General features: G+C 65.9%; 16 protein-coding genes, 1 tRNA gene and 1 pseudogene. 3 read left to right on the top strand and 15 right to left on the bottom strand.

Annotated features, from left to right (window positions below):
- Positions 1-38: 38 nt before the first annotated feature.
- A tRNA-Ser gene (locus NIBR502770_RS01010) sits at positions 39-128 on the top strand.
- A 113-nt stretch (positions 129-241) separates the two neighbouring features.
- Here NIBR502770_RS01010 and NIBR502770_RS01005 read toward each other — a convergent pair.
- The gene (locus NIBR502770_RS01005; RefSeq protein ID WP_141180747.1) at positions 242-1,276 is read right to left on the bottom strand and encodes a zinc-dependent alcohol dehydrogenase family protein; all 1,035 of its coding nucleotides are present in this window, start codon (positions 1,274-1,276) and stop codon (positions 242-244) included.
- Between the two features lie 440 nt (positions 1,277-1,716).
- On the opposite strand from NIBR502770_RS01005, the gene NIBR502770_RS01000 reads away from it, so the two are divergent.
- On the top strand, positions 1,717-2,067 hold the full coding sequence (locus NIBR502770_RS01000; protein WP_141180746.1) for an STAS/SEC14 domain-containing protein: 351 nt from the start codon (positions 1,717-1,719) through the stop codon (positions 2,065-2,067).
- 13 nt (positions 2,068-2,080) lie between these two features.
- Here NIBR502770_RS01000 and NIBR502770_RS00995 read toward each other — a convergent pair whose 3' ends face one another.
- From NIBR502770_RS00995 to NIBR502770_RS00945, 11 genes are all read right to left on the bottom strand, one after another.
- Positions 2,081-2,818 (bottom strand): hypothetical protein, encoded by a 738-nt coding sequence (locus NIBR502770_RS00995; protein WP_141180745.1) that lies wholly within the window; start codon positions 2,816-2,818, stop codon positions 2,081-2,083.
- 76 nt (positions 2,819-2,894) lie between these two features.
- Positions 2,895-5,174 (bottom strand): gluconokinase, GntK/IdnK-type, encoded by a 2,280-nt coding sequence (locus tag NIBR502770_RS00990; protein ID WP_141180744.1) that lies wholly within the window; start codon positions 5,172-5,174, stop codon positions 2,895-2,897.
- Positions 5,175-5,205: 31 nt separating this feature from the next.
- Entirely contained in the window at positions 5,206-6,435 is a 1,230-nt protein-coding gene (manD, locus tag NIBR502770_RS00985) for a D-mannonate dehydratase ManD (protein WP_141180743.1), read from the bottom strand.
- Positions 6,436-6,471: 36 nt separating this feature from the next.
- Entirely contained in the window at positions 6,472-7,884 is a 1,413-nt protein-coding gene (locus NIBR502770_RS00980) for a mannitol dehydrogenase family protein (RefSeq protein WP_141180742.1), read from the bottom strand.
- Positions 7,881-9,284: a glucuronate isomerase gene (uxaC, locus tag NIBR502770_RS00975; RefSeq protein WP_141158150.1), complete on the bottom strand. Its 1,404-nt coding sequence runs from the start codon at positions 9,282-9,284 to the stop codon at positions 7,881-7,883. Before uxaC ends, NIBR502770_RS00980 begins: the two co-directional genes overlap by 4 nt.
- 3 nt (positions 9,285-9,287) lie before the next feature.
- Complete coding sequence (locus NIBR502770_RS00970) at positions 9,288-10,193, bottom strand: sugar phosphate isomerase/epimerase (RefSeq protein ID WP_141180741.1); 906 nt, start codon at positions 10,191-10,193, stop codon at positions 9,288-9,290.
- Positions 10,194-10,197: 4 nt separating this feature from the next.
- Positions 10,198-11,358 carry a Gfo/Idh/MocA family protein gene (locus NIBR502770_RS00965; RefSeq protein ID WP_141180740.1) on the bottom strand — a complete coding sequence of 387 codons (1,161 nt, stop codon included), beginning with the start codon at positions 11,356-11,358 and terminating at the stop codon, positions 10,198-10,200.
- Entirely contained in the window at positions 11,355-12,203 is an 849-nt protein-coding gene (locus tag NIBR502770_RS00960; RefSeq protein ID WP_141158153.1) for a sugar phosphate isomerase/epimerase, read from the bottom strand. The genes NIBR502770_RS00965 and NIBR502770_RS00960 overlap by 4 nt, the downstream gene beginning before the upstream one ends.
- Before the next feature lie 2 nt (positions 12,204-12,205).
- Entirely contained in the window at positions 12,206-13,129 is a 924-nt protein-coding gene (locus NIBR502770_RS00955) for a carbohydrate ABC transporter permease (protein WP_141158154.1), read from the bottom strand.
- Positions 13,126-14,136 (bottom strand): carbohydrate ABC transporter permease, encoded by a 1,011-nt coding sequence (locus NIBR502770_RS00950; RefSeq protein ID WP_141180739.1) that lies wholly within the window; start codon positions 14,134-14,136, stop codon positions 13,126-13,128. The genes NIBR502770_RS00955 and NIBR502770_RS00950 overlap by 4 nt, the downstream gene beginning before the upstream one ends.
- A gap of 6 nt (positions 14,137-14,142) precedes the next feature.
- Entirely contained in the window at positions 14,143-15,501 is a 1,359-nt protein-coding gene (locus tag NIBR502770_RS00945) for an ABC transporter substrate-binding protein (RefSeq protein ID WP_210418899.1), read from the bottom strand.
- Between the two features lie 221 nt (positions 15,502-15,722).
- Between NIBR502770_RS00945 and NIBR502770_RS00940 the strand changes: the two genes are divergently transcribed.
- The gene (locus NIBR502770_RS00940; protein WP_246839777.1) at positions 15,723-16,778 is read left to right on the top strand and encodes a LacI family DNA-binding transcriptional regulator; all 1,056 of its coding nucleotides are present in this window, start codon (positions 15,723-15,725) and stop codon (positions 16,776-16,778) included.
- Here the strand turns inward: NIBR502770_RS00940 and NIBR502770_RS00935 are convergent.
- The 3 genes and pseudogenes from NIBR502770_RS00935 to NIBR502770_RS00920 all read right to left on the bottom strand — a co-directional run.
- Positions 16,779-17,021: pseudogene (locus NIBR502770_RS00935) on the bottom strand (CocE/NonD family hydrolase C-terminal non-catalytic domain-containing protein); the annotation flags it as partial.
- Positions 17,022-17,254: 233 nt separating this feature from the next.
- On the bottom strand, positions 17,255-17,881 hold the full coding sequence (locus NIBR502770_RS00925; protein WP_141158156.1) for an alpha/beta hydrolase: 627 nt from the start codon (positions 17,879-17,881) through the stop codon (positions 17,255-17,257).
- 37 nt (positions 17,882-17,918) lie between these two features.
- The gene (locus NIBR502770_RS00920) at positions 17,919-18,959 is read right to left on the bottom strand and encodes an LLM class flavin-dependent oxidoreductase (protein WP_141180738.1); all 1,041 of its coding nucleotides are present in this window, start codon (positions 18,957-18,959) and stop codon (positions 17,919-17,921) included.
- Positions 18,960-19,004: the final 45 nt, after the last annotated feature.

The following is a 19,004-nucleotide window of genomic DNA, read 5'->3' as shown; positions in this document are numbered from 1 at the left end:
TGGGGATGCAGGCCTTGCTCCGGTACCCTATTGAGGTTGGTGACGTGTCCGAGCGGCCGAAGGTGCAACACTCGAAATGTTGTTTGGTGTAAAAGCCAACGTGGGTTCAAATCCCACCGTCACCGCCACGTAGAAAGGCCCTGCTTCACTTGCAAAAGAGAAGCAGGGCCTTTCTTCATTCCGGGAGGTGCCCCGATGGCGCTGCAACGTGACCTACCGCCCGGTGTCCGCGCCGAATGCGTCAGCGCGTCGGATCGATCATCGTCATGCCCGCGAGCTTCGCGGTGTCCAGCCGGGGCAGCATTTCGGCAGCTTCGTCCATCCCAATGACGCGTTCGATCAACTTCTGGGGTTCAAGTGCCCCCGACTCAATCAAGGCGAGCATTCCGGGATAGTCCGCGGCGGCCATCCCGTGGCTTCCAAAGACGTCCAGTTCCCAGGCGATCACGCGCGCCATGGGCACACGGGGGTGGCCTTCCACCGGCGGCAGGAGCCCGATCTGGACGTGCCGGCCCCGGCGGCGCAGGCTCAGGAGTGCGTCGGCGCACGTCTGCTCGCTGCCGACGGCGTCGACTGAGACATGGCCCCCTCCCGTGAGTGCGTGCACCTGGGCTGGAATGTCTGAACCGGCTGCAGTTAGGACATGGTCCGCGCCGAGGCGCGCAGCCACCTCAAGGGCGGCCGGGTTCCGGTCAACAGCGATCACATTGCCGCCGAGGGCCTTGGCGATCATGACGGTGCTGAGCCCCACGCCGCCTGCCCCGATGACGGTAACCCATTCATCGGCGTTGAGGCCGGCCCGTCCGGTCAGAGCCCGGTAAGCGGTGGCAAACCGGCAGCCCAGGCTGGCGGCAGCCTCGAAGCTGACCCCGTCGGGAACTGCCACAAGGTTGGTGTCGGCAGCGTGGATTACCACCTGCTCGGCGAAGGAACCCCAGTGAGTAAAGCCTGGCTGTTGCTGCTGCGGGCAAACCTGCGCATTGCCGGCGAGGCACCACTCGCAGCCGCCACATCCTTCCACGAAGGGCGCGGTGACGCGGTCGCCGGCCGTCCACTTCGTCACTCCCGGGCCGACACTGGCAACGACTCCGGCGAACTCGTGTCCCGGGACGTGCGGCAGCGCTATGTCGTCGTGACCGGCCCAAGCATGCCAGTCGCTGCGGCAAAGCCCCGTGGCAACGACGCTGATGACGACGCCGCCCACCGGCACCTCAGGTTCTCCAACCTCCCGGACGGCCAGCGGCCCAGCTATCTCATCCAAGACAATCGCGCGCACATGACCTCCACATATCGACGTTGTGCCGCCCACGTGCTTGAGCGGCTCAGGCCGACATCTTCCCATGTGGGCCCGATGCGTTGAAAACCTCCCCAAGACGATGTATTGGCCGCAGCGTGCTGCCAGGGGACCGTCGTCGGGCCTGTCCCAACTGCGCGTCGGCCCCCTGCCTTGGAAGGCCACTGCCGCCCAATAGCCGACGTGGGCGTTCTGGAAGGAACCCCGGACGATCGGCCCAGGGTCAGGACGCCTGGAGGCCTTCACTACACATCAGCGAAGCGGACGGTGCAGCTCACGCCTCAGGTATAACCGCTGGTCAACCGATTGTCGCAGCCATCAGGCAGAATAAGCCCAAGGAGTCAGGTGTCCGGAAGACAAGCGCTGAATGAGAATCCAGGACGGGAATGAACGAATACTTTGCTGCCTCTTGCGATAGGGGCGTGCTGCAGTTGGAGTGGAACCCCGGCGTCCACATAACGTACGACCTTGCGGTACGTGCTGCCCGGGTCCTGGAAGGCCTCAGCGTTGGCCTGATGCTGCCCGTTCTGGTGGATCTCGCGGGAGTTGCCGGGCTGACGCCGGAGGCCAGGGCCGGCATGAACGCCTACCGCGGGTTTTCCGCCGTCGCCCTGGTCGGGGACGGACCCACGGGCAAAGTGGTGGCCGCGTTTTCCCAGCGGTCGCTGACTCCCACGGCCTACTTCACCGACCGGAGCGAGGCATTGCATTGGCTATCGGAGCAGGCCGCCCCAACCGGGATGCCAGGCAGGGCCACGCAGGCAGAGCCTTGAGGGCCTGCTGAGGTCAGAGCAGTGTCGACGGCGACGGATTCCTTAGTGCCCCGCCCTCGGCGCGCTTTTTGACGCCAAGCAGCATGGCACGGTCCATGACAAGGTAGCCGGGCCGGAGCAGGAAGTCCGTCACGCGAAGACCGAGTGGCCGCCCGGGGCCCGTCAGCGTCCGAAGCAGCAGCCTGGTACCTGAAGGGCCGGCGTCGTGCAGCACGAACTGCCACGTACCGGTCACTGTTCCGGGCGGGGCACCCGGGCTGGAATCCAGGACGAGGTGGCGGTCCTGAGCCAGGTCCACTACACGCGGCCCGCGCCGCCCGCCCGGGTAACCAACAGGTGTGAAGGCGATGATGTCTCCCACCTTCAGGTCCTGCCACTCGGGATGCACCCGGTCCGCATTGCTAACGCCCAGGCGGAGCAACCCGTTCTCCACCCAGGTGTAGGAGTACAGGCCCGCACGGTCCACCCCCATCTGCACGAGCCATGGCCAGACCTGGCCAGGGCGTGCGGCGACGGTAACCGCCATGGTCCAGACGTCGTCGGCGTCGGGAATCAGTTCGTCGCCTGGAAGCGGCGCAGTCTTTTCAGGCCCGGTGGCACCCCATGTCCGCAGGACCCGCGGCAAGAGACCATGCGTGGACAGACCGGTTGCGACGGCGGCCGCAAGGAAACCGCGAAGCCGGCGTCGCTGGGGGCCAGGCCCGGATTGTGGACCGGAACGGACACCGAGACCCGCCGCTGTGCCGCCCATGGCACTCCTCCTCTTGGTTCCAGGGATGCCTCGAGGCTACAAACCGACACCCCGAGGCCCCCAGAGTCCAAAGCCCCTACAGCCGGGTGTCGAAGGACCCGCAGAACACGTTCTCGTTGAACGTCCCGTGGAACTCGGACTTCCCCTGGATCTTCTCCACGGCAGCCCGGATCGCTTCCCGTGTCCCGGCGTGCGCGTGGATGGCTGTCTTGACCATGGGTACGTCGATCAGGTGGTTCGGCTGATTGAGGGAGACGAACACGGTGGGCACCTCCGTGACGTACCAGGGAATTTCCGCCGCCATTGGCGATGACCACTTGATCCGGATGGCTGCCTCCTGCGCGAAGCCCTTGACGTTGGCAAAGACAAAAGCAGCATCGTACTTCTCCGCGTAATCCCCCGTAGCCTCTTCGGAGATGATGGACATGAAGTTCACCCCGGTCTCCCCCGCCGCTTCGCGCTGTTCAGCCGTCCGGAACAAGGACACCTCGAATCCGGCAACCTCGAGTTCCTCCTTGACCACCTCCAGGTAGGCCAGCGGGTCGGCGCGGGTGAAATCGGACCCGCCTGAGATTCCGTACAGGCGGATCCTGGGATGGGTCTGCGGAGTGATGGGCAGGTTTCCCGCGGTGTCCTTGACCAGGGTCACGGTCTTGTCCGCGATCTCCGCAGCCACCGAACGGTGCGCAGCAGATCCAATGACGGCAAGCGCCCCGGCCGGCGGCACCAGCTGGTCAACAGGCTTGAGGTGCAGGCCCAGCGACGCCTTCAGGCCGAGTATGCGCCGCAGGGCGTCGTGCAGCCGCTGCTCGGTGATGACGCCCGACTTGTAGCCGTCCAGCATGTACTGGAAGTCCTCGGCCGGGTTCCGGAAGAAGAGGAACATGTCGCAGCCGGCGGCGATCGTGGCAGGCACCAGGTCCCTGCGTTTCTTCGCCTGCGTGAGGCCCACCATCTGCGAGGCATCCGTGAGGACCAGCCCGTTGAAGCCTAGTTCCCCGCGCAGCAGGTCCTGCAGCAGTTCGGGTGAGAGCGTGGCCGGCAGGATCTCCGCGTCGGGCAGGCCGGGCCGGAAGTGCCGCGAAACTTCCGGCGCTCCAATGTGGCCCACCATGATGGACTGGACGCCGTGGCCGATCATTTCCCGGTACACGTGCCCGTAGGTCCGGTCCCATTCCTCATAGGGGAGGGTGTTGTAGGAGGTGACCACGTGCTGGTCGCGCTCGTCGATTCCGTCGCCCGGGAAGTGCTTCATGGCGCAGGCCGTGGGTGATTCGCTGATGCCGTCGAAGTATTCTTTGGCGCGTTCCACCACGATTTCCGGGGTGTTGCCGAAAGAACGCGTGGAAATAACGGTGTTCCGCCAGTTGTAGTGGATGTCCACGATCGGCGCGAAAGCCCAGTTGCAGCCCAACGCCGCGGTCTCCACCCCGGCCACCTGCCCCATTTGCCGGGCAATATTCTTGTCCGGGTGCGAGCCGGCCTGGAGGTGCGTCGAGACGAAAGTGCCGTCGTCGCAGCTGCCTGCACCGCCCATCTCCGGGTTGGACGCAACCAGCAGCGGAATCCTGGACCTGGACTGGGCGTACCGGATGTGTTCCTGCACGGCCGCGGAAGGTCCCGGACGGTATCGCATGCCGCCCACGTGGTACGTATCCAGCACGCCGTCGAGGTACTCGGGTGAGTAATCGTTGTTGTGGTTGATGAACAGCTGCCCGATCTTTTCCTCGAGCGTCATGGCACCCAGGGTGGCCTCCACCCAGGCGATGGCGTCGGCGTCGAGATTGAACGGCGCGGCGGCAAGGTCGACGTCGAACTGCAGGGAAGCAGTGCCATGGGTTCCCTTGGGGGAAGGTACGACGGCGGAGATCCCCTTGAGTGCCTGGGCCACCACGTCCGGAACCGGCGCGGCGATGTCCACAACGACCCCGCGTTCATCCTCCTGCAGCGGTTCCAGGGTGGCCAGCTGTGAGTCCAACAGCGCGGGAGGCATGAAGTGTCCGGTGCGGCCTTCCGTCCGGGCCTTCAAGACCTCTTTGCTGCCATTCAGGTGCAGGAAAATGGTGTCCGGAGCCTGTTCCCTGATGGCATCGCGGTAGCTGCGGCGAAGGGCCGAACAGGCGAGGACCAGTCCGCCGTCGCCTGCCTTGGCAAGCTCGGCACCCACGGTTGCGAGCCAGGGCCAGCGGTCCTCGTCGGTCAGCGGAGTACCGGCCGCCATCTTGGCGACGTTTTCCACTGGGTGGAGGGAATCGCCGTCCAGGAACGGGATGCCCAGTTCGCGGGCGACGAGATCGCCGATGGTGGTCTTGCCGCAGCCGGAAACGCCCATCACGACGATTCGGATCTTGTTCATCGGGTGCTTTCCTTACCAGTCGTGGCCGGCCTCACCAGTCATGCACCGTGCCGTCGACCAGGCGGTTGTAGGGCAGGTAGGCCTGCTGGTAGGGGTAAGCTGCGGCGGCTTCTTCGTTGAATTCGACGCCGATGCCGGGCTTGTCGCCGGGGTGCAGGTATCCGTCCACGAAGGTCATGGACTGCTCGAAGACCTCGTTGGTCTTGTCCGAGTGCTGCATGTATTCCTGGATGCCGTAGTTGTGGATCGCCAGGCCCACGTGCAGCTGCGCCGCGAACCCCACCGGGGAGATGTCGGTGGGTCCGTGGAAGCCGGACTTGATCTGGTACTGCGCGGCGAAGTCCATGACCTTCTTCAGGGGGCTGATCCCGCCGAAGTGCGTGGACGCGGCCCGGACGTAGTCGATCAGCTGTTCCTTGATCAGCGTCTGGAAGTCGAACACGGTGTTGAAGATTTCACCGATCGCCAGCGGTGTGGTGGTGTGCTGGCGGACCAGGCGCAGGCCTTCCTGGTTCTCCGCCGGGGTGCAGTCCTCAAGCCAGAACAGGTCGTAGGGCTCCAGTGCCTTGCCCAGTTTCGCGGCCTGGATGGGCGTCATCCGGTGGTGTCCGTCATGCAGCAGCGGGATCTCGGGGCCGAACTCGTTACGGACAGCCTCGAAGACCGTGGGCAGGTGCCGCAGGTAGGCGCGGGTGTCCCAGTCCTCTTCCTGCGGGAATGCTCCCCGGCCGGCGGGCTCGTAGTCATACCGTTCCCCCGACGCCTGCGCTTGGGCAGCCACGCCGTAGACGGCTTTGATCCCCGGGATGGCGGTCTGGATCCGGATGGATTTGTAGCCGAGTTCCAGGTGTTCCCGTACGGAATCGAACAGCGACTCGATGTCCGAACCGGACGCGTGGCCATAGGCGCGCAGCCCGTTCCGGGACGCCCCGCCCAGCAGCTGGTACACGGGAAGCCCGGCAACCTTGCCCTTGATATCCCAAAGCGCCATGTCCACGGCGGCGATGGCCGCCATGGTGACCGGGCCACGACGCCAGTAGGCGCTCCGGTACAGGAACTGCCAGGTGTCCTCGATCCGGTGCGGGTCCTTACCGATGAGCAGCTGCGCGACGTGCTCCTTCAGGTAGGCGGCGACGGCGAGCTCGCGGCCGTTCAGGGTGGCGTCGCCGATGCCCGTCACGCCGTCGTCCGTGGTGATCCGGAGGGTCACGAAGTTTCGGGTGGGGCTGGTAACGAACACATCGGCGGCAATGATTTTCATGGGACTAACTGTTCCTTCCGGAAGTAAAAGCGGGTTTCAGGTACTTGCAGGGGTGGCGGCCGGGGTCGTTGCGAAGGATCCGAGCAGCCGGGAAACAAGGGCGACGACGTCAGGGTCCTCTGCGAGGGCAGCGCTGACGAGGCGAAGCAAACCCTGCACCCGATTGGTTCCGTCAAGTGCCACAGCAGCCTGGATTTCGGCGGCGAGCGGATCCTGGAAGTCGTTTCCCGCGGTGACGTAGTCAATCCAGGCGGCAAGCATCAAAGCGCTGCCTGCGCCACTGCGGCCGTCGGCCCGTTCCGCCGCCATCACGGGTACCGCCCGCATGCGCAGCTTGGTGGTGGCATCTGTCGCGATCTGTGCGAGCCGGTGGGCGATGCGCGCGTTTCCGAAGCGTTCCAGCAGGGCCCGGCGGTACGTCGGGATGTCCAGTCCTTCCCCCTGCAGGTGGTGGGCTGCCTCGTCCCAGAAGTCCTCCACGGCTTTCCGGCAGAGGGGGTCTGCCAGGGCGTCCGCCACGGTGGCATGCCCGCGGAGCTGTCCCGCGTAGGCAAGGATGGAATGCGAGCCGTTGAGGAGCCACAGCTTCCGGTTCTCATAGGGCTCGATGTCACCGACCACGACGGCGCCGGCCTCCTCCCAGCGGGGACGCCCGGCCGGGAAGTCCCCGCTGAGTACCCAGTTCCGGAAAGGTTCAGCCACCACCGGCGAATTGTCGCTGTAACCGCATTGCTCTTCCACCTCTGCGATGTCCGCCTCGGTGGTCCGCGGCGTAATCCTGTCCACGGACGTGCTGACAAAGCTGACGTTCGCCTCGATCCACCCGGCCAGCCCGGAACCCCATCCGGAGGCCAGTCCCAGGACGGCCCGGCGGGCAACTTCACCGTTTGCGGACAAGTTGTCGCAGCTGACGACGGCGATGGGTCCTGAGCCGCTGTCCCGGCGCCTGGCAAGGGCCAACACCAGGCGCCCCAGCGGCGTGCCGGGCACTCCGGCCTCCCCGGACGCTGCTGCCGACAGCGCCCGGAGGTCATCCGCGGCGCCTGGAGTGCCGGCGTCGAACGTTCCATCCGCGGCCAGCCCGTAGGCCGCCTCGGTGATGGTCAGCGTGACCACCGCCGTCTCCTTCGCCGCGACAAGCTCGCAGAGCCGTGCGGTGTTGGCGCCGTCCACCGCTTCCACAATGCTGCCGATGACTTCGAAGCTGTCCCCGCCGGCCGACCGTTCCACCAGCGTGTAGAGGCAGTCCTGGCGGGACAGCGCTGCCGCGGCGTCGGGGCGGCGGCCCGTGAACGCCGCGATCCCCCACTCCGCCGCGTCCGGGGCGTGCTGGGTATACCAAGCCTGGTGGGAGCGGTGGAACGCCCCCAGCCCAAGGTGCACGATGCGCACCGGAGGCTTGGGCAGCGGCTTCAGGCTGCGGTTGAGTGCCGGCGGCGCGGCGTTCACAGCTTGAACACCCGCCGGGGTGACGCGTCCACGATGTCCACGATCAGTTCATGCGCCCGTTCCTCGGTGACCCGGTGTTCAGCAACCAGCCTGGCCAGGAAGGACGCCTCGATTCGCCGGGCGGTGTCATGCCGGGCCGGAATGGAGCAGAAGGCGCGGGTGTCATCGATGAACCCGGAGGACCGCGAGAAGCCAGCCGTCTCCGTCACCGCCGAGCGGAACCGCAGCATCGCATCCGGGGCATCCAGGAACCACCACGGCGCACCGAGGTACACCGATGGGTAGAATCCGGCCAGCGGCGCGAGTTCACGGGAGAAGACGGTCTCGTCAAGGGTGAACAGCACCAGGTGGAAGTCCTTGGCGGTCCCGAAGTCCTGCAGCAGCGGCCGCACCGCCTCCGTGTAATTGACCGCCACCGGAATGTCATGGCCGGTGTCGGCGCCAAAAGCCTCGAATGTGGGTGCGTGGTGGTTGCGGAACGAGCCCGGGTGGATGGTCATCACCAGGCCGTCCTCCACCGACATCCGGGCCATTTGGTAGATCATGTGCGCTTCGAAGGCGTCCCGGTCCGCAGTACTGGCCTGGCCGGCCCGGCCCCGCTCGAAAAGCCGCTCCGCCTCGCCGTCGTCCAGTTTCAGGGTGGCAGGGGTGAAGACGCCGTGGTCGGCGGAGACGGCGCCGCGCTCCACGAAGTGCCGCCGCCGCGACTCAAGTGCCTTGATGTACCCGGCGTAGCCGGTGGCACCCTCCCCCGCAGCGCCGAGAAGGCGTTCCACGTTCTCCTGCCAGGCCGGATGTGCCATGTTCAGGTACTGGTCCGGCCGGAAGGTGGGCAGCACGCGGCCTGCAAAGGCGGGGTCCGCCTGCAGGGCGGCGTGGCTGTCCAGTGAGTCCAGTGGATCATCCGTGGTGGCGAGCACCTCGATGTTGAATTCCTTGAACAGTTCCCGTGGCCGGAAACCGGGCTCGGACAATTTGGCTTGCAGGGCATCGTAGAGTTGGTCCGCGTTCTGGCCGGACGGTTCCTCGGCCAGGCCGAAGACGTGGGCGAACTCCTGGCGGATCCAGTACCCGGAGGCGGTTCCCTCGAAGGCGGGCCATGCTTCACAGAAGTGCCGCCACACCTGCCGCGAGTCTGCCGGCTGGTTGCCCAGGCCCAGCTGGTCCATGGTCACCCCGCCGGCGTGGATCAGGCGGGTGACGTAGTGGTCCGGAGTGACCAGGAGTGCGGCCGGGTCCGGGAACGGGGTGTTTTGTTCGATGACCGCGGCGTCGACGTGCCCGTGCGGGGAGATGATGGGGAGCCCTTCCACCCGGGAGAAGAGCGCGCGGGCAATGTCCCGGACCCCGGGATCGGCGGGCAGGAGCCGGTCCGGGTGGTCCGCTATGGTCTGCGCCATGGCTCAACGCCTCCCGGCTGCGACATTGAGCCCAGCCAGGGCGGCCGTGGCGCGGAGGTACTCGAGGTTCCCGGCGGTTCGTTCGGCCAGCGGCAGCTCAGTGGAAAAGTCCTCAACGGTCACCCAGCCGTCGTACCCGAAGGCGGCGAGCGCCTTGAAGTACTGCAGGACGCTGCCCTGGCCCGCGCGCAGGGGCGCCCACTCGTTCCTGAAAATGGCTGCCCCTGATTCGTCGGTCTCGCCGCTGTCCACCCACACCGCGTTCTTCACGTGTACGTGCGCCAGGTAGTCGCCCAGGAGTTCGAAGGCGGGGAGGTAGTCCTCCTGCCCTTCGATCAGCAGGTTGCCCAGGTCATGGATGACGCCGACGTGCCGGGGGTCCAGGCCGTCCAGGAGCCGCAGCGCCGATGATGCCGATGCGGTGATGGTGCGGTGGTGCAGCTCCACGAGCGCCTTCACCCCGTGGTGCGCCGCCCGCTCGGCAATCCATTCGAAATCGCGGCGGGCAGCGGCGAAGAGTTCCGGGTACGGGGTGCCGCTGGCCGGTTCGTTACCCCAGGCTGCGGTCCCGAGCGGCGGCGTGGTCACCCGCACCTGGCCGGCTCCGAGCTTGGCGGTTGCGGCGAGCATGCGGTCCACATCACCGTGGTTGTCGCACCGCGCGTACCCGCCGATGCCGGAGAACTCCAGGCCGGCGTCGCTGGTAATGGCGGCGATCCGGTCCAGGTGGTCTTCCATTCCGGCCAGCGGCACGGTGGCTTTGTTCCCGGCCCAGAAGCCGGGCTCGGGGGCGTCGCCCTGGTCCGTGATGCGCCATTCGACGCCGTCCCAGCCCTGGCCGGCGAGCTGCTGGACGGCCTCTTCGGGGGTCCACTCGGGGGTTGATGCGGTAAATACTGAGAACTTCATGGTGTCAGGCGCTTTCTGCCGCGGTGCCGGTGCGGACTTCGAGGTCGTTGTACTTGCCTGCCAGGACATCCTCGAAGAGGACGGGCTGGCCGAGGGTGGCCGAGACGTACACCGAACGCACCGCGGCCAGGGCATTGACGGCGTCGCTGACGGTGACGCCGGGCTGTTTCCCACCGGCGATGGCGGCCAGGATGTCCCGGTACTGACGGACGTGGCCGGCCGGGTACACGGTGGGATCGGCTGCTTTGTAGTCTTCCTCGGGGTACTTGGCCAGTTCTTCCTCCGCCTGGTTGCCGCCGCCCTGGAGTCCCATGTCCGCCGAGGCACCGCCTGCGGCCCTGCTGTGGAAGTACTCCAGCCGGTCGTTGTCCACCACGGCCGAGCCCTCGGAGCCCATGAGCTGCACGCGCACGGTCAATCCCGGGTAGGCGGCAGTGGTGGCGTGAAGGACAGCCAGGCCGCCGTTCTCGAACGTCACGGTGGCTACTGCCGTGTCCTCCACTTCGATGCGTTCGTGGGCGAGGCGGGCGGTGTGCGCGAAGATTTCCACCGGCCGCCCCATGAACCACAGGAGCAGGTCCACGGTGTGCACGCCCTGGTTCATGAGGGCGCCCCCGCCGTCCATCGCCCACGTGCCGCGCCAGTCGCCGGAGTCGTAGTAGCCCTGGCTGCGCCACCACGCCACAGAGGCGATGGCGGAGGTCAGCTTGCCGAAGCGGCCATCGGCGATGGCGCTGGACACAGCGACGCTGGACTGGTCGAACCGGTGCTGGCTGATGACCGAGGCAACGATGCCCTTGCCGGCTGCTTCCTTCGCGGCTGCCTCGATTTCCTGGGCCCGGCTGAGGTCCACGTCGAGGGGCTTTTCGATGACCACGTGCTTGCCTGCCGCCAGCACCTCGAGGCTTTGCTGGATGTGCAGGCCACTGGGAGTCGCCAGTGCCACGAGGTGGATGTCTTCGTTGGCGAAGGCCTCGGCCTGGGTGGTGTACAGGGCCGGCCGTGTACCGCCCTGCTGTTCGATGAAGTCTGCGAGTGCTTCGGCGGCTGCCGGGATGGCATCGATGAGGGCGACAATGCGGACTTCCGGGAATTCGCGGAGGGCTACGGCGTGGGTGCGGCCAATGACGCCGCACCCGGTGATGGCTGCGTTCAAGGTGCTCATGCGGTCTGGACTCCTGCTTCTGCGGTGACTTTGGCGAAGGCGCGTGCTGCGATGCCGAAGGCCGTGGGGCCGGAGAATCCGCCCAGGCCGTGGGCACCTGCCAGGTGCGGCTCAAGGGAAGCGAAGCCTTCGTAGCCGTCGGCTTTGAGCGCCTCCACGGTCTTCAGGACGTCCCCGTCTCCTTCGCCGGCAGGCACCACGTGGCCGTTGGCGAAGAGGGCATCCTTGACCTGGAGGTATTCCAGGTGCGGCCGCAGCTTTGCGTATCCCTCGTCGAAGGGCTTGACGCCCACCTGGACGAAGTTGGCGGCGTCCCAGGCCACTTTCAGGGCTGGTGAGTCCACGGTCTCGATGATGTCCAGCACACGGTCCGGGACGTCCCCAAAGATGTCTTTTTCGTTTTCGTGCAGGAGGATCACGCCGGCTTCCTCAGCGACATCGGCCAGGGCCCGCATACGTTCCATGACGTCATCCCGGATGCTGTCCACCTGGACTGACTCGCCGTAGTAGAAGGAGAAGATGCGGATGTACTTCGCGTCCAGCACCCTGGCTGCATTGACTGCCCGGCGCAGCCGCTCCACCTCATGCTCCACCGGGAGGCTGACGTCCACCTTTCCAATGGGCGAGGCAATGGCCGAGACCTTCATGCCTTTATCTGCCAGGAGGGCGGCAAGTGCCTGCAGCTGCCCGTCGCTGAGGTCCACGATGTTGGTTCCCCATGCGCTGCGGACCTCGATGTGGTTGGCGCCGAGGGCCTGCAGCACGGCTATCTGGACTGCGGGGTCGTCGTCGATTTCGTCGCCGAAGCCTGACAGCTGCCACGTGACCTGGGTGGTCGAAACCATGGTTATTTAACTCCTCCGGCGGTCAGCCCGCCTACTAGGTAACGCTGGAAAATCAGGTAGAGAATGACCACCGGTGCTGCACACACCAGGGCTGCGGCCATCATCTGGCCGTAGTAGGGAATGGCGCCGCCTTCCTGCGAGGCCCCAAAGATTTGCAGGGCGACGGCGGCGGTCTGGCTTTCGGGGCGCGTCATCACCGAGGCGAACAGCACGTCGTTCCAGCCGAGCAGGAAAGCGAAGATGCCGGAGACGACGATGCCGGGCCAGCTCAGGGGCAGGACGATGCGGAAGAGGACGCCGAGGTTGGACGCGCCGTCGATCTTGGCTGCTTCCTCCAGCTCCTTGGGGAGCCCGCGGAGGTAGGTGACCATCACCCAGGTGGAGAACGGCATGGCGAAGGTCAGGTACGTCACGAACAGGCCCCACTGGGTTCCGATCACCTGGATGCCGAGGTAGGTTGCCGCCGAGGAAAAGAGCACGAACACCGGCAGCACCATCAGGGTTCCCGGGACGGACTGCAGTGCCAGCAGGCCGCGCAGGATGCTGAGCCTGCCACGGAAGCTGTACCGGACCAGGACGAACGCGGTGGACACGGACAAGGCCGCCGATACCACGGCGGTTGATCCGGCCACCAGGACACTGTTGGTCAGGCCGGTGGCAAGGCCCACGCTGGTCCAGATCTTCGAGTAGTTCTCGAACGTCACCGACGACGGCCAGAACTCGCCGTTGGCAACCCCGATGTCCGAGTTCACCGATGCCAGGAAGATGTAGAGCACCGGAACCAGGACCAGGGAGCCGAGGAAGATCAGGATGATGACCAGCAGGGGGCTGGGAAGGAGCCTCAGCACTTCGTGCTGCCGGTGCGAGCCCGGACGGTCGATTCCAGCTGTTGGCGCACCCTGCCGAGCAGCTGTCGTGGCGCTCATTTCTTCGCTCCTGGGGTGTCGGCGTCGTCAAGCTTCACGGCGCGGAGGTAGACGAACAGCGGGATGGCGATGAGCACCAGGGAGATGAAGGCCATCGCAGCACTCAGGCCAAAGCGGAAGCTCTGGAAGCTGGTGACGTAGGTCAGGATGGGGAGGACTTCCACGTCCGACGGAGCCGGGACGCCGAACAGCACGAACGGAAGGGTGAAGTTGTTGATGTGGTGCAGCATTCCGATCAGGAAAGCCAAGGCCAGCGGTCCCTTCAGGTACGGGAAGATCACGTAGCGGAGCTTGTTCCACCACAACGCCCCGTCCAGGGCTGAGGCCTCGTGCACCTCGTGGTCCACGGACTGCAGGCCGGACAACGCCAGCAGGTAGATGAACGGCCAGGAAGCCCAGATCTGGACCAGTACCAGTGTCCAGAACGTTTGCGGCCCGTTGAGCCAGAGTCCCACGTGGATTCCCACGGTGGCCAGGGCTTCGTCCACGATGCCGCCGGGCTGGAGCATGGTCCGCCAGACGGTTGCCACCACGAAGGACGGCAGGACATACGGGATGAGGAACACCGAACGGATCAGGGCGCGGCCCTTGAAGGCGTTCTGGGTTGCCACGGCAGCGGCAATGCCCAGCGGCAGGGTCACCACCATGGCAAGCAGCGAGTAGCTGACGCTGAGCCACACGGCATGCAGCAGCGGCGAGTTCGTGACGGCTTCAACGAAGTTTTCGGCTCCGATGATTGGTGCACTGACCCACTTCCGCAGAGTGTACTGGTCCAGGTTGAGGATGGACATGTAAATGCCCAGCAGCAGCGGTACCACGATGATGATGATCATCAGGACCCCGCCGGGGATAAGCATCCAGAGCGGGCGGTTCCGCTCGCTCAGGCCCTTGCGCCGCAGGCCGTCTCTGGGGCCGGGCTGCTGCCCGGCGTCATTGGCGGCCCGGGGCGCCCGGCCTGCGGCGGATTCCACCGCAGGCCGTACTTCATGGGAGGCGTCGGTTGACATCAGAACTTATCCTTTGGAGGCCCGGTCCAGGGAAGCCTGGCCCTTGTTTTGGGCATCTTTGATTCGGGAGTCGAGCGCGGATTCGTCCACCTTGCCGGCGGCCAGGTCCGGGATCGACTGGACAGTGACGTTGAGCAGGCCCAGCTGGATGTCGCCCCAGGCGCCCGTGAACGGGGTGGCCTTGGACTTGGCGGCGGCATCGGCCAGCGGCTTGAGCTTGGCATCGGTCAGGGTGGCGAGGGCCTCCGCGTTGGCCGGGAGGTCGCCGAAGACCTTCTGGTAGTTCAGCTGTTCGTCCTTGGAGGTGATCAGCTTGATGTAGGCGAAGGCCAGGTCCTTCTGCTTGGAGTAATCGGCCACCACCAGGTTGTCGCCGGACAGGATGCTGGCGGCGTCGCCGTCGGACTTGGACTGGGTCTGGCCCGGAGCGATCGTAGGCATCAGGGCGTACTCGTACTTGCCGGCGACGGTTGACTTGTCCAGGGTGGGAATCGAGCTGGACGTGGTCATCATCAGGTACCCGGCCTTGCCGCTGGCAAAGGCGGCCACGGCGTTGCTATTGCTCCAGCCAATGGATGCGGGGTCAACCACTTTGTCGTTGGTGAGCCAGCCGAAGTACGTTTCGTAGGCCTTCTTGACCGTGGGGTCGTCCATTTTCAGCTTGTTGCCGTCCACCAGCGGGTTGCCTGCCTGGACGGACATGGCCCAGATGAACTTCCAGGGATCAAAGCTGTCCTTGTATCCCGTGGCGATGCCGTAGGTGCCGTCCTTGGTCATCTTCTTCGCCTGGGCAGCCAGGTCATCCCAGTTGGTGGCAGGTTTGTCGATGCCCGCCGCAGCCAGCAGGTCCTTGTTGTACGCCATGACGAACGGCCGGCTGACGAACGGGATGCCGGCAAGGTGGTCCTTGTCCGGTCCGGAAATTCCCAGGGTTGCCGGGTTGAAGCGGTCCTTGCCGCCCACCTTCTTCCAGTCGTCGTCGGAGAGGGTCACGAAGGCCTTGGTGGCATATGCCGTGGGGGTGAACGTGGTTCCGAGGCTGTAGACGTCCGGGCCCTGGCCCGAGACCACGGACGTTTGGATGCGCGTGAGTTCATCGTTGGCCGAAGCGAAGGTTTCGAACTTCACGTCGGCGCCGGTCTCGGCCTTGAACTTCGCGGCAATATCGGACTGCCACTGCTTCTGCTGTTCCGGGTATTGGCTGGAAACGTTCACCAGGACGCTCAGCGTCTTCCCGGTGCCGTCCACTTTGCCGTCCGAGCTGGTTGAGCCGCCCCCGTTGCCGGAGCTCGATCCACACCCGGTCAAGGCGAGCGCGGCAGCCGTGACTATCGCCGCAAGCCCAGTAGTCGATTTAAACCTCATTGTTTTCTCCTCTAGGACACCCGCATGGCCACATCCGTCCTGTGGCGGAGATCACTGCAGGCGACTCGAGAGTCAGTCTAGGAAGATGGCAACGCGACTGGCAAGCGGTTGCCAAAAGTTGCCATAAATGCTCAGATTGAGTTCAACAGGATTCCGGGAACGCGTAGCCTTGGAAACCCCAGATGGCCGGTCTTATCCCGGTCCGCGAGAAAGGCCCAGCGATGGCAGACCCAGCAACCACGGCGTCGTCAGTCCCGGCAAGCCTTGACGCAGGCGCCCGGCGGGACCGCCCACCCACCATCCGGGACGTGGCGGAACTCGCCGGGGTGGCCACCTCCACCGTGTCGCGGGCCCTCGCGCGGCCCGACCGGGTCAACCCGCGGACCCGGGCCCGGATCGAGGAAGCGGCCGCGGAGCTCAATTACGTGCCCAGCTCCCAGGCCCGCGGCCTCAGTTCCGGACGAACCAATGCGGTGGCCGTCCTGGTACCCGACATCACCAACCCGTTCTATTTCGACATCATCCGCGGCACCCAGCACCAGCTCAAGGCGGCCGGGGTCACCCAGCTCCTGGTGGACACCGAGGAGTCCAGCGAGATGGAACTCGATGCCCTGCACAAGATGCGCAAGTCCGCGGACGGCTTCATCCTTGCCGCCTCACGCCTGACGGACGCCCAGCTTGCGGAGGTCTCGCAGTCGCAGCCCCTGGTGACGTTCAACCGCGCGTCCACCAGCGCACCGACGGTGATGATCGATACACCCTCGGCCATCATCCAGGCCCTTGAGCACCTGGCCTCGCTGGGCCACCACAAAGTCTGCTATGTGGCCGGACCGCCCACCTCCTGGTCCAACCAGATGCGGTGGAAGGTTTTCGAAGAGGACGCCACTAAGCGCGGCATGGAGATCCACCGGATCGGCCCCTACACCCCGAAGACGACGTCGGGGGCTGCTGCCGCTGATGCTGCAGTCAGGACGGGGGCAACAGCCTGCATCGTCTTTAATGACCTGCTTGCCATTGGCATGCTCCAGCGGTTCAAAGCACGGGGCATTCGGGTTCCGGAGGACATAAGCATCGTCGGGTCCGATGACATTTTCGGCGCGGACTTCTGCAATCCCCCACTGACCACCATTTCCAGCCCCATCGAGCAGGCGGGCAGGGTGGCGGTGTCCATGCTGCTGGCACAGCTCAACCCGCTGTCTGGAAGTGCCAGCCGGCAGCTCGCCGTCATGCCCACCCACCTGACTGTCAGGGAGTCAACGGGTCCGGCGCCTGCCTGATCAGTCCACGGTAAACGGCAGGACCAGGCGGGACTGGTGGTGCGCGTCGCGGTAGATCTTGTGTGTGACCGGCCCGCCCACCGGGAGGTGGAAGGCGTCAGGCGGGAGCAGCGAGTTGTGTTCGTCGGCGAGCGGCTCGCCGTTGGACAGCTCCACTACCAGGCGGTGCCCCGGGTTGAAGGTGTTAGCGAACGGGTAGAGGCGGACCACGTATTCCTCGATCCTCCCCGGCTCCACCGGAACCGCGCGGGTGTGCGGATGGTAGGGGTTGCCCTCGGTGGTGCGGTCAGCTCGCCGGACGCTTCGCCGGGGAAACCCGCCACATCCGCGGCACCCTGGCCTTCACGCAGCTGGACTACGTGGCGACGCTGTGGACCCGCCGCAAGATGGAGCCAAACCGCGAGCACGCCCTGGAAGTGCTGGCGGACAGCTGGTACCACCTGCTCTGCGACGAAGGCTGACCAGGGCAGCGCAAGCTAGGCCCGTTCGGAGATCCACGCACCAAGCCCGGCGGCAGTTTCCGCGGTGAGGGCGTGCCCGCCCGGGTCCTTGCGGGCGTGGGTGTCCGCACCGGAGGCCCCCAGGAGGTAGTCCCAGGTGCGGCCCAGCAGGTCGGCCGGGATGACGGTGTCGGCTTCACCGTGGGCCAGGAACACCGGGGCGCCGGCAAGCCGGTCCGGGGACGTCGGGACGCCTGCGTCGAACGGCAGCGTCCCGTAAAGGATGGCCGTGCCCGCAAAACGCTGCGGATCAGCCAGCAGCAACCCGCCCGCGAACGCCGCACCGCCACTGAAGCCAACCAGGATCACCGGCCGGCCTTCCGGGGCGATCGGCTCCAGCCACGTCCTGAACCATTCCATTGTCTGGGCCAGGGACTCGGCCACGGGCCGCCCCGTCCCCCGGTTCGCGAACCAGGCGAACCCGCCCCCTGCCGGGATCGGTGCCCGGACGGCCGCGTAGGAGGGGCCTGCGGGAAGGTGGTTGGCCAGCCCGATGATTCCTGATTCATCCGATCCGCGCCCGTGCAGCAGCACCACGAGCGGGCGGTTGGGATCGTCGGGGCTCTGCCAGGCGACGGTGGGTTCGGCGAACGGTGCGTGCATATCTTTTCCTCGGTGTTGGTGGTGGAAATGGCTTGGGTCAGGCAGTGGCCGGGGCCCCGATTTCCCGGTTGACGGCGGGCATGATCTCGGTGGCGAGCAGCTCGATGGAACGCGCCTTCTCGGCAAACGGCAGCCCGCCCAGTCCGATCTGGGCCATGTACCGGCTGGTTCCCAGCGCCTCGTGGATGGCCAGGATCTTCTCCACCACCTGCTGCGGGCTCCCCACCAGCAGGCCGCCGCCGGGTTCGGACCAGTCATCGAAGGTTGAGCGCGGGAAGTGGTCCACCGGCCGGGGCATGTTCTGTTCGAAATAGGCCCGGTAATAGGGATAGAAGGTATCGCGTGCCTGCTGGGAGGTGGGCGCCACGTAGAAGTGGCCGCCGGCACCCACCTGAAGGGCGGAGGCGTCATGCCCGGCCTCGGCCGCGGTGTGCCGGTACAGCTCCACCAGGCGGCGGAACCGCTCGGGTCCGGACAGCAGTGCAACAAACAACGGCAGGCCCAGGCGTCCGGCACGGGCGAAACTCGCCGGCGTCCCGCCCACCCCCACCCAGACGGGAAGCTTTTCCTGCAGCGGCCGGGGGGCAATGTCCATGCCGGGGATGCTTTGGGTCAATGTTCCCTGCCACTCCAGGGTGGCGTTGTCCCGCAGCTCCAGCAGCATGCGCAGCTTTTCGTCGAAGAGGGCGTCGTAATCCGCGGTATCGTAGCCGAACAGCGGGTACGACTCGATGAACGCTCCGCGCCCGGCGATGATCTCGGCGCGGCCGCCGGATATGAGGTCCAGGGTGGCGAACTGTTCGAAGAGCCGCACCGGGTCCTGGGTGGAGAGCACAGTGACGGCAGTGCCCAGCCTCAGGTTGGTGGTCTCGCGGGCAACTGCGGCCAGCACCATTTCGGGGGCGGACAAGGCGAAGTCGCTGCGGTGGTGCTCGCCCAGGCCCAGGAAGCTGATGCCCGCCTGGTCGGCCAGCTTGGCCAGCCCAATGATCTCTTCCAGCCGCTGGTGCGGCGACTGGGCCAGCCCGGTTTGTCCGTTGCGCGACAGTTCGCCAAAAGTAAAAATGCCAAAGTCCATATTGGTTGAACATTCAACTGTATGGATCTATTCCGGCACCTTCCC

This window comes from Pseudarthrobacter sp. NIBRBAC000502770, assembly GCF_006517815.1.
GTDB classification, from domain to species: Bacteria; Actinomycetota; Actinomycetes; order Actinomycetales; family Micrococcaceae; genus Arthrobacter; species Arthrobacter niigatensis.
This window is presented reverse-complemented; position numbering and strand designations above follow the sequence as displayed.

Excerpts from the sequence above, each read along its gene's own strand:
- manD (WP_141180743.1), bottom strand. The coding sequence starts at position 6,435 with ATGAAAATCATTGCCGCCGATGTGTTCGTTACCAGCCCCACCCGAAAC.
- NIBR502770_RS00960 (WP_141158153.1), bottom strand. The coding sequence starts at position 12,203 with ATGGTTTCGACCACCCAGGTCACGTGGCAGCTGTCAGGCTTCGGCGAC.
- uxaC (WP_141158150.1), bottom strand. The coding sequence starts at position 9,284 with ATGGCGCAGACCATAGCGGACCACCCGGACCGGCTCCTGCCCGCCGAT.
- NIBR502770_RS00940 (WP_246839777.1), top strand. The coding sequence starts at position 15,723 with ATGGCAGACCCAGCAACCACGGCGTCGTCAGTCCCGGCAAGCCTTGAC.
- NIBR502770_RS00945 (WP_210418899.1), bottom strand. The coding sequence starts at position 15,501 with ATGAGGTTTAAATCGACTACTGGGCTTGCGGCGATAGTCACGGCTGCC.
- NIBR502770_RS00950 (WP_141180739.1), bottom strand. The coding sequence starts at position 14,136 with ATGTCAACCGACGCCTCCCATGAAGTACGGCCTGCGGTGGAATCCGCC.
- NIBR502770_RS00965 (WP_141180740.1), bottom strand. The coding sequence starts at position 11,358 with ATGAGCACCTTGAACGCAGCCATCACCGGGTGCGGCGTCATTGGCCGC.
- NIBR502770_RS00995 (WP_141180745.1), bottom strand. The coding sequence starts at position 2,818 with ATGGGCGGCACAGCGGCGGGTCTCGGTGTCCGTTCCGGTCCACAATCC.
- NIBR502770_RS00955 (WP_141158154.1), bottom strand. The coding sequence starts at position 13,129 with ATGAGCGCCACGACAGCTGCTCGGCAGGGTGCGCCAACAGCTGGAATC.
- NIBR502770_RS00925 (WP_141158156.1), bottom strand. The coding sequence starts at position 17,881 with ATGCACGCACCGTTCGCCGAACCCACCGTCGCCTGGCAGAGCCCCGAC.
- NIBR502770_RS00920 (WP_141180738.1), bottom strand. The coding sequence starts at position 18,959 with ATGGACTTTGGCATTTTTACTTTTGGCGAACTGTCGCGCAACGGACAA.
- NIBR502770_RS00970 (WP_141180741.1), bottom strand. The coding sequence starts at position 10,193 with ATGAAGTTCTCAGTATTTACCGCATCAACCCCCGAGTGGACCCCCGAA.
- NIBR502770_RS00990 (WP_141180744.1), bottom strand. The coding sequence starts at position 5,174 with ATGAACAAGATCCGAATCGTCGTGATGGGCGTTTCCGGCTGCGGCAAG.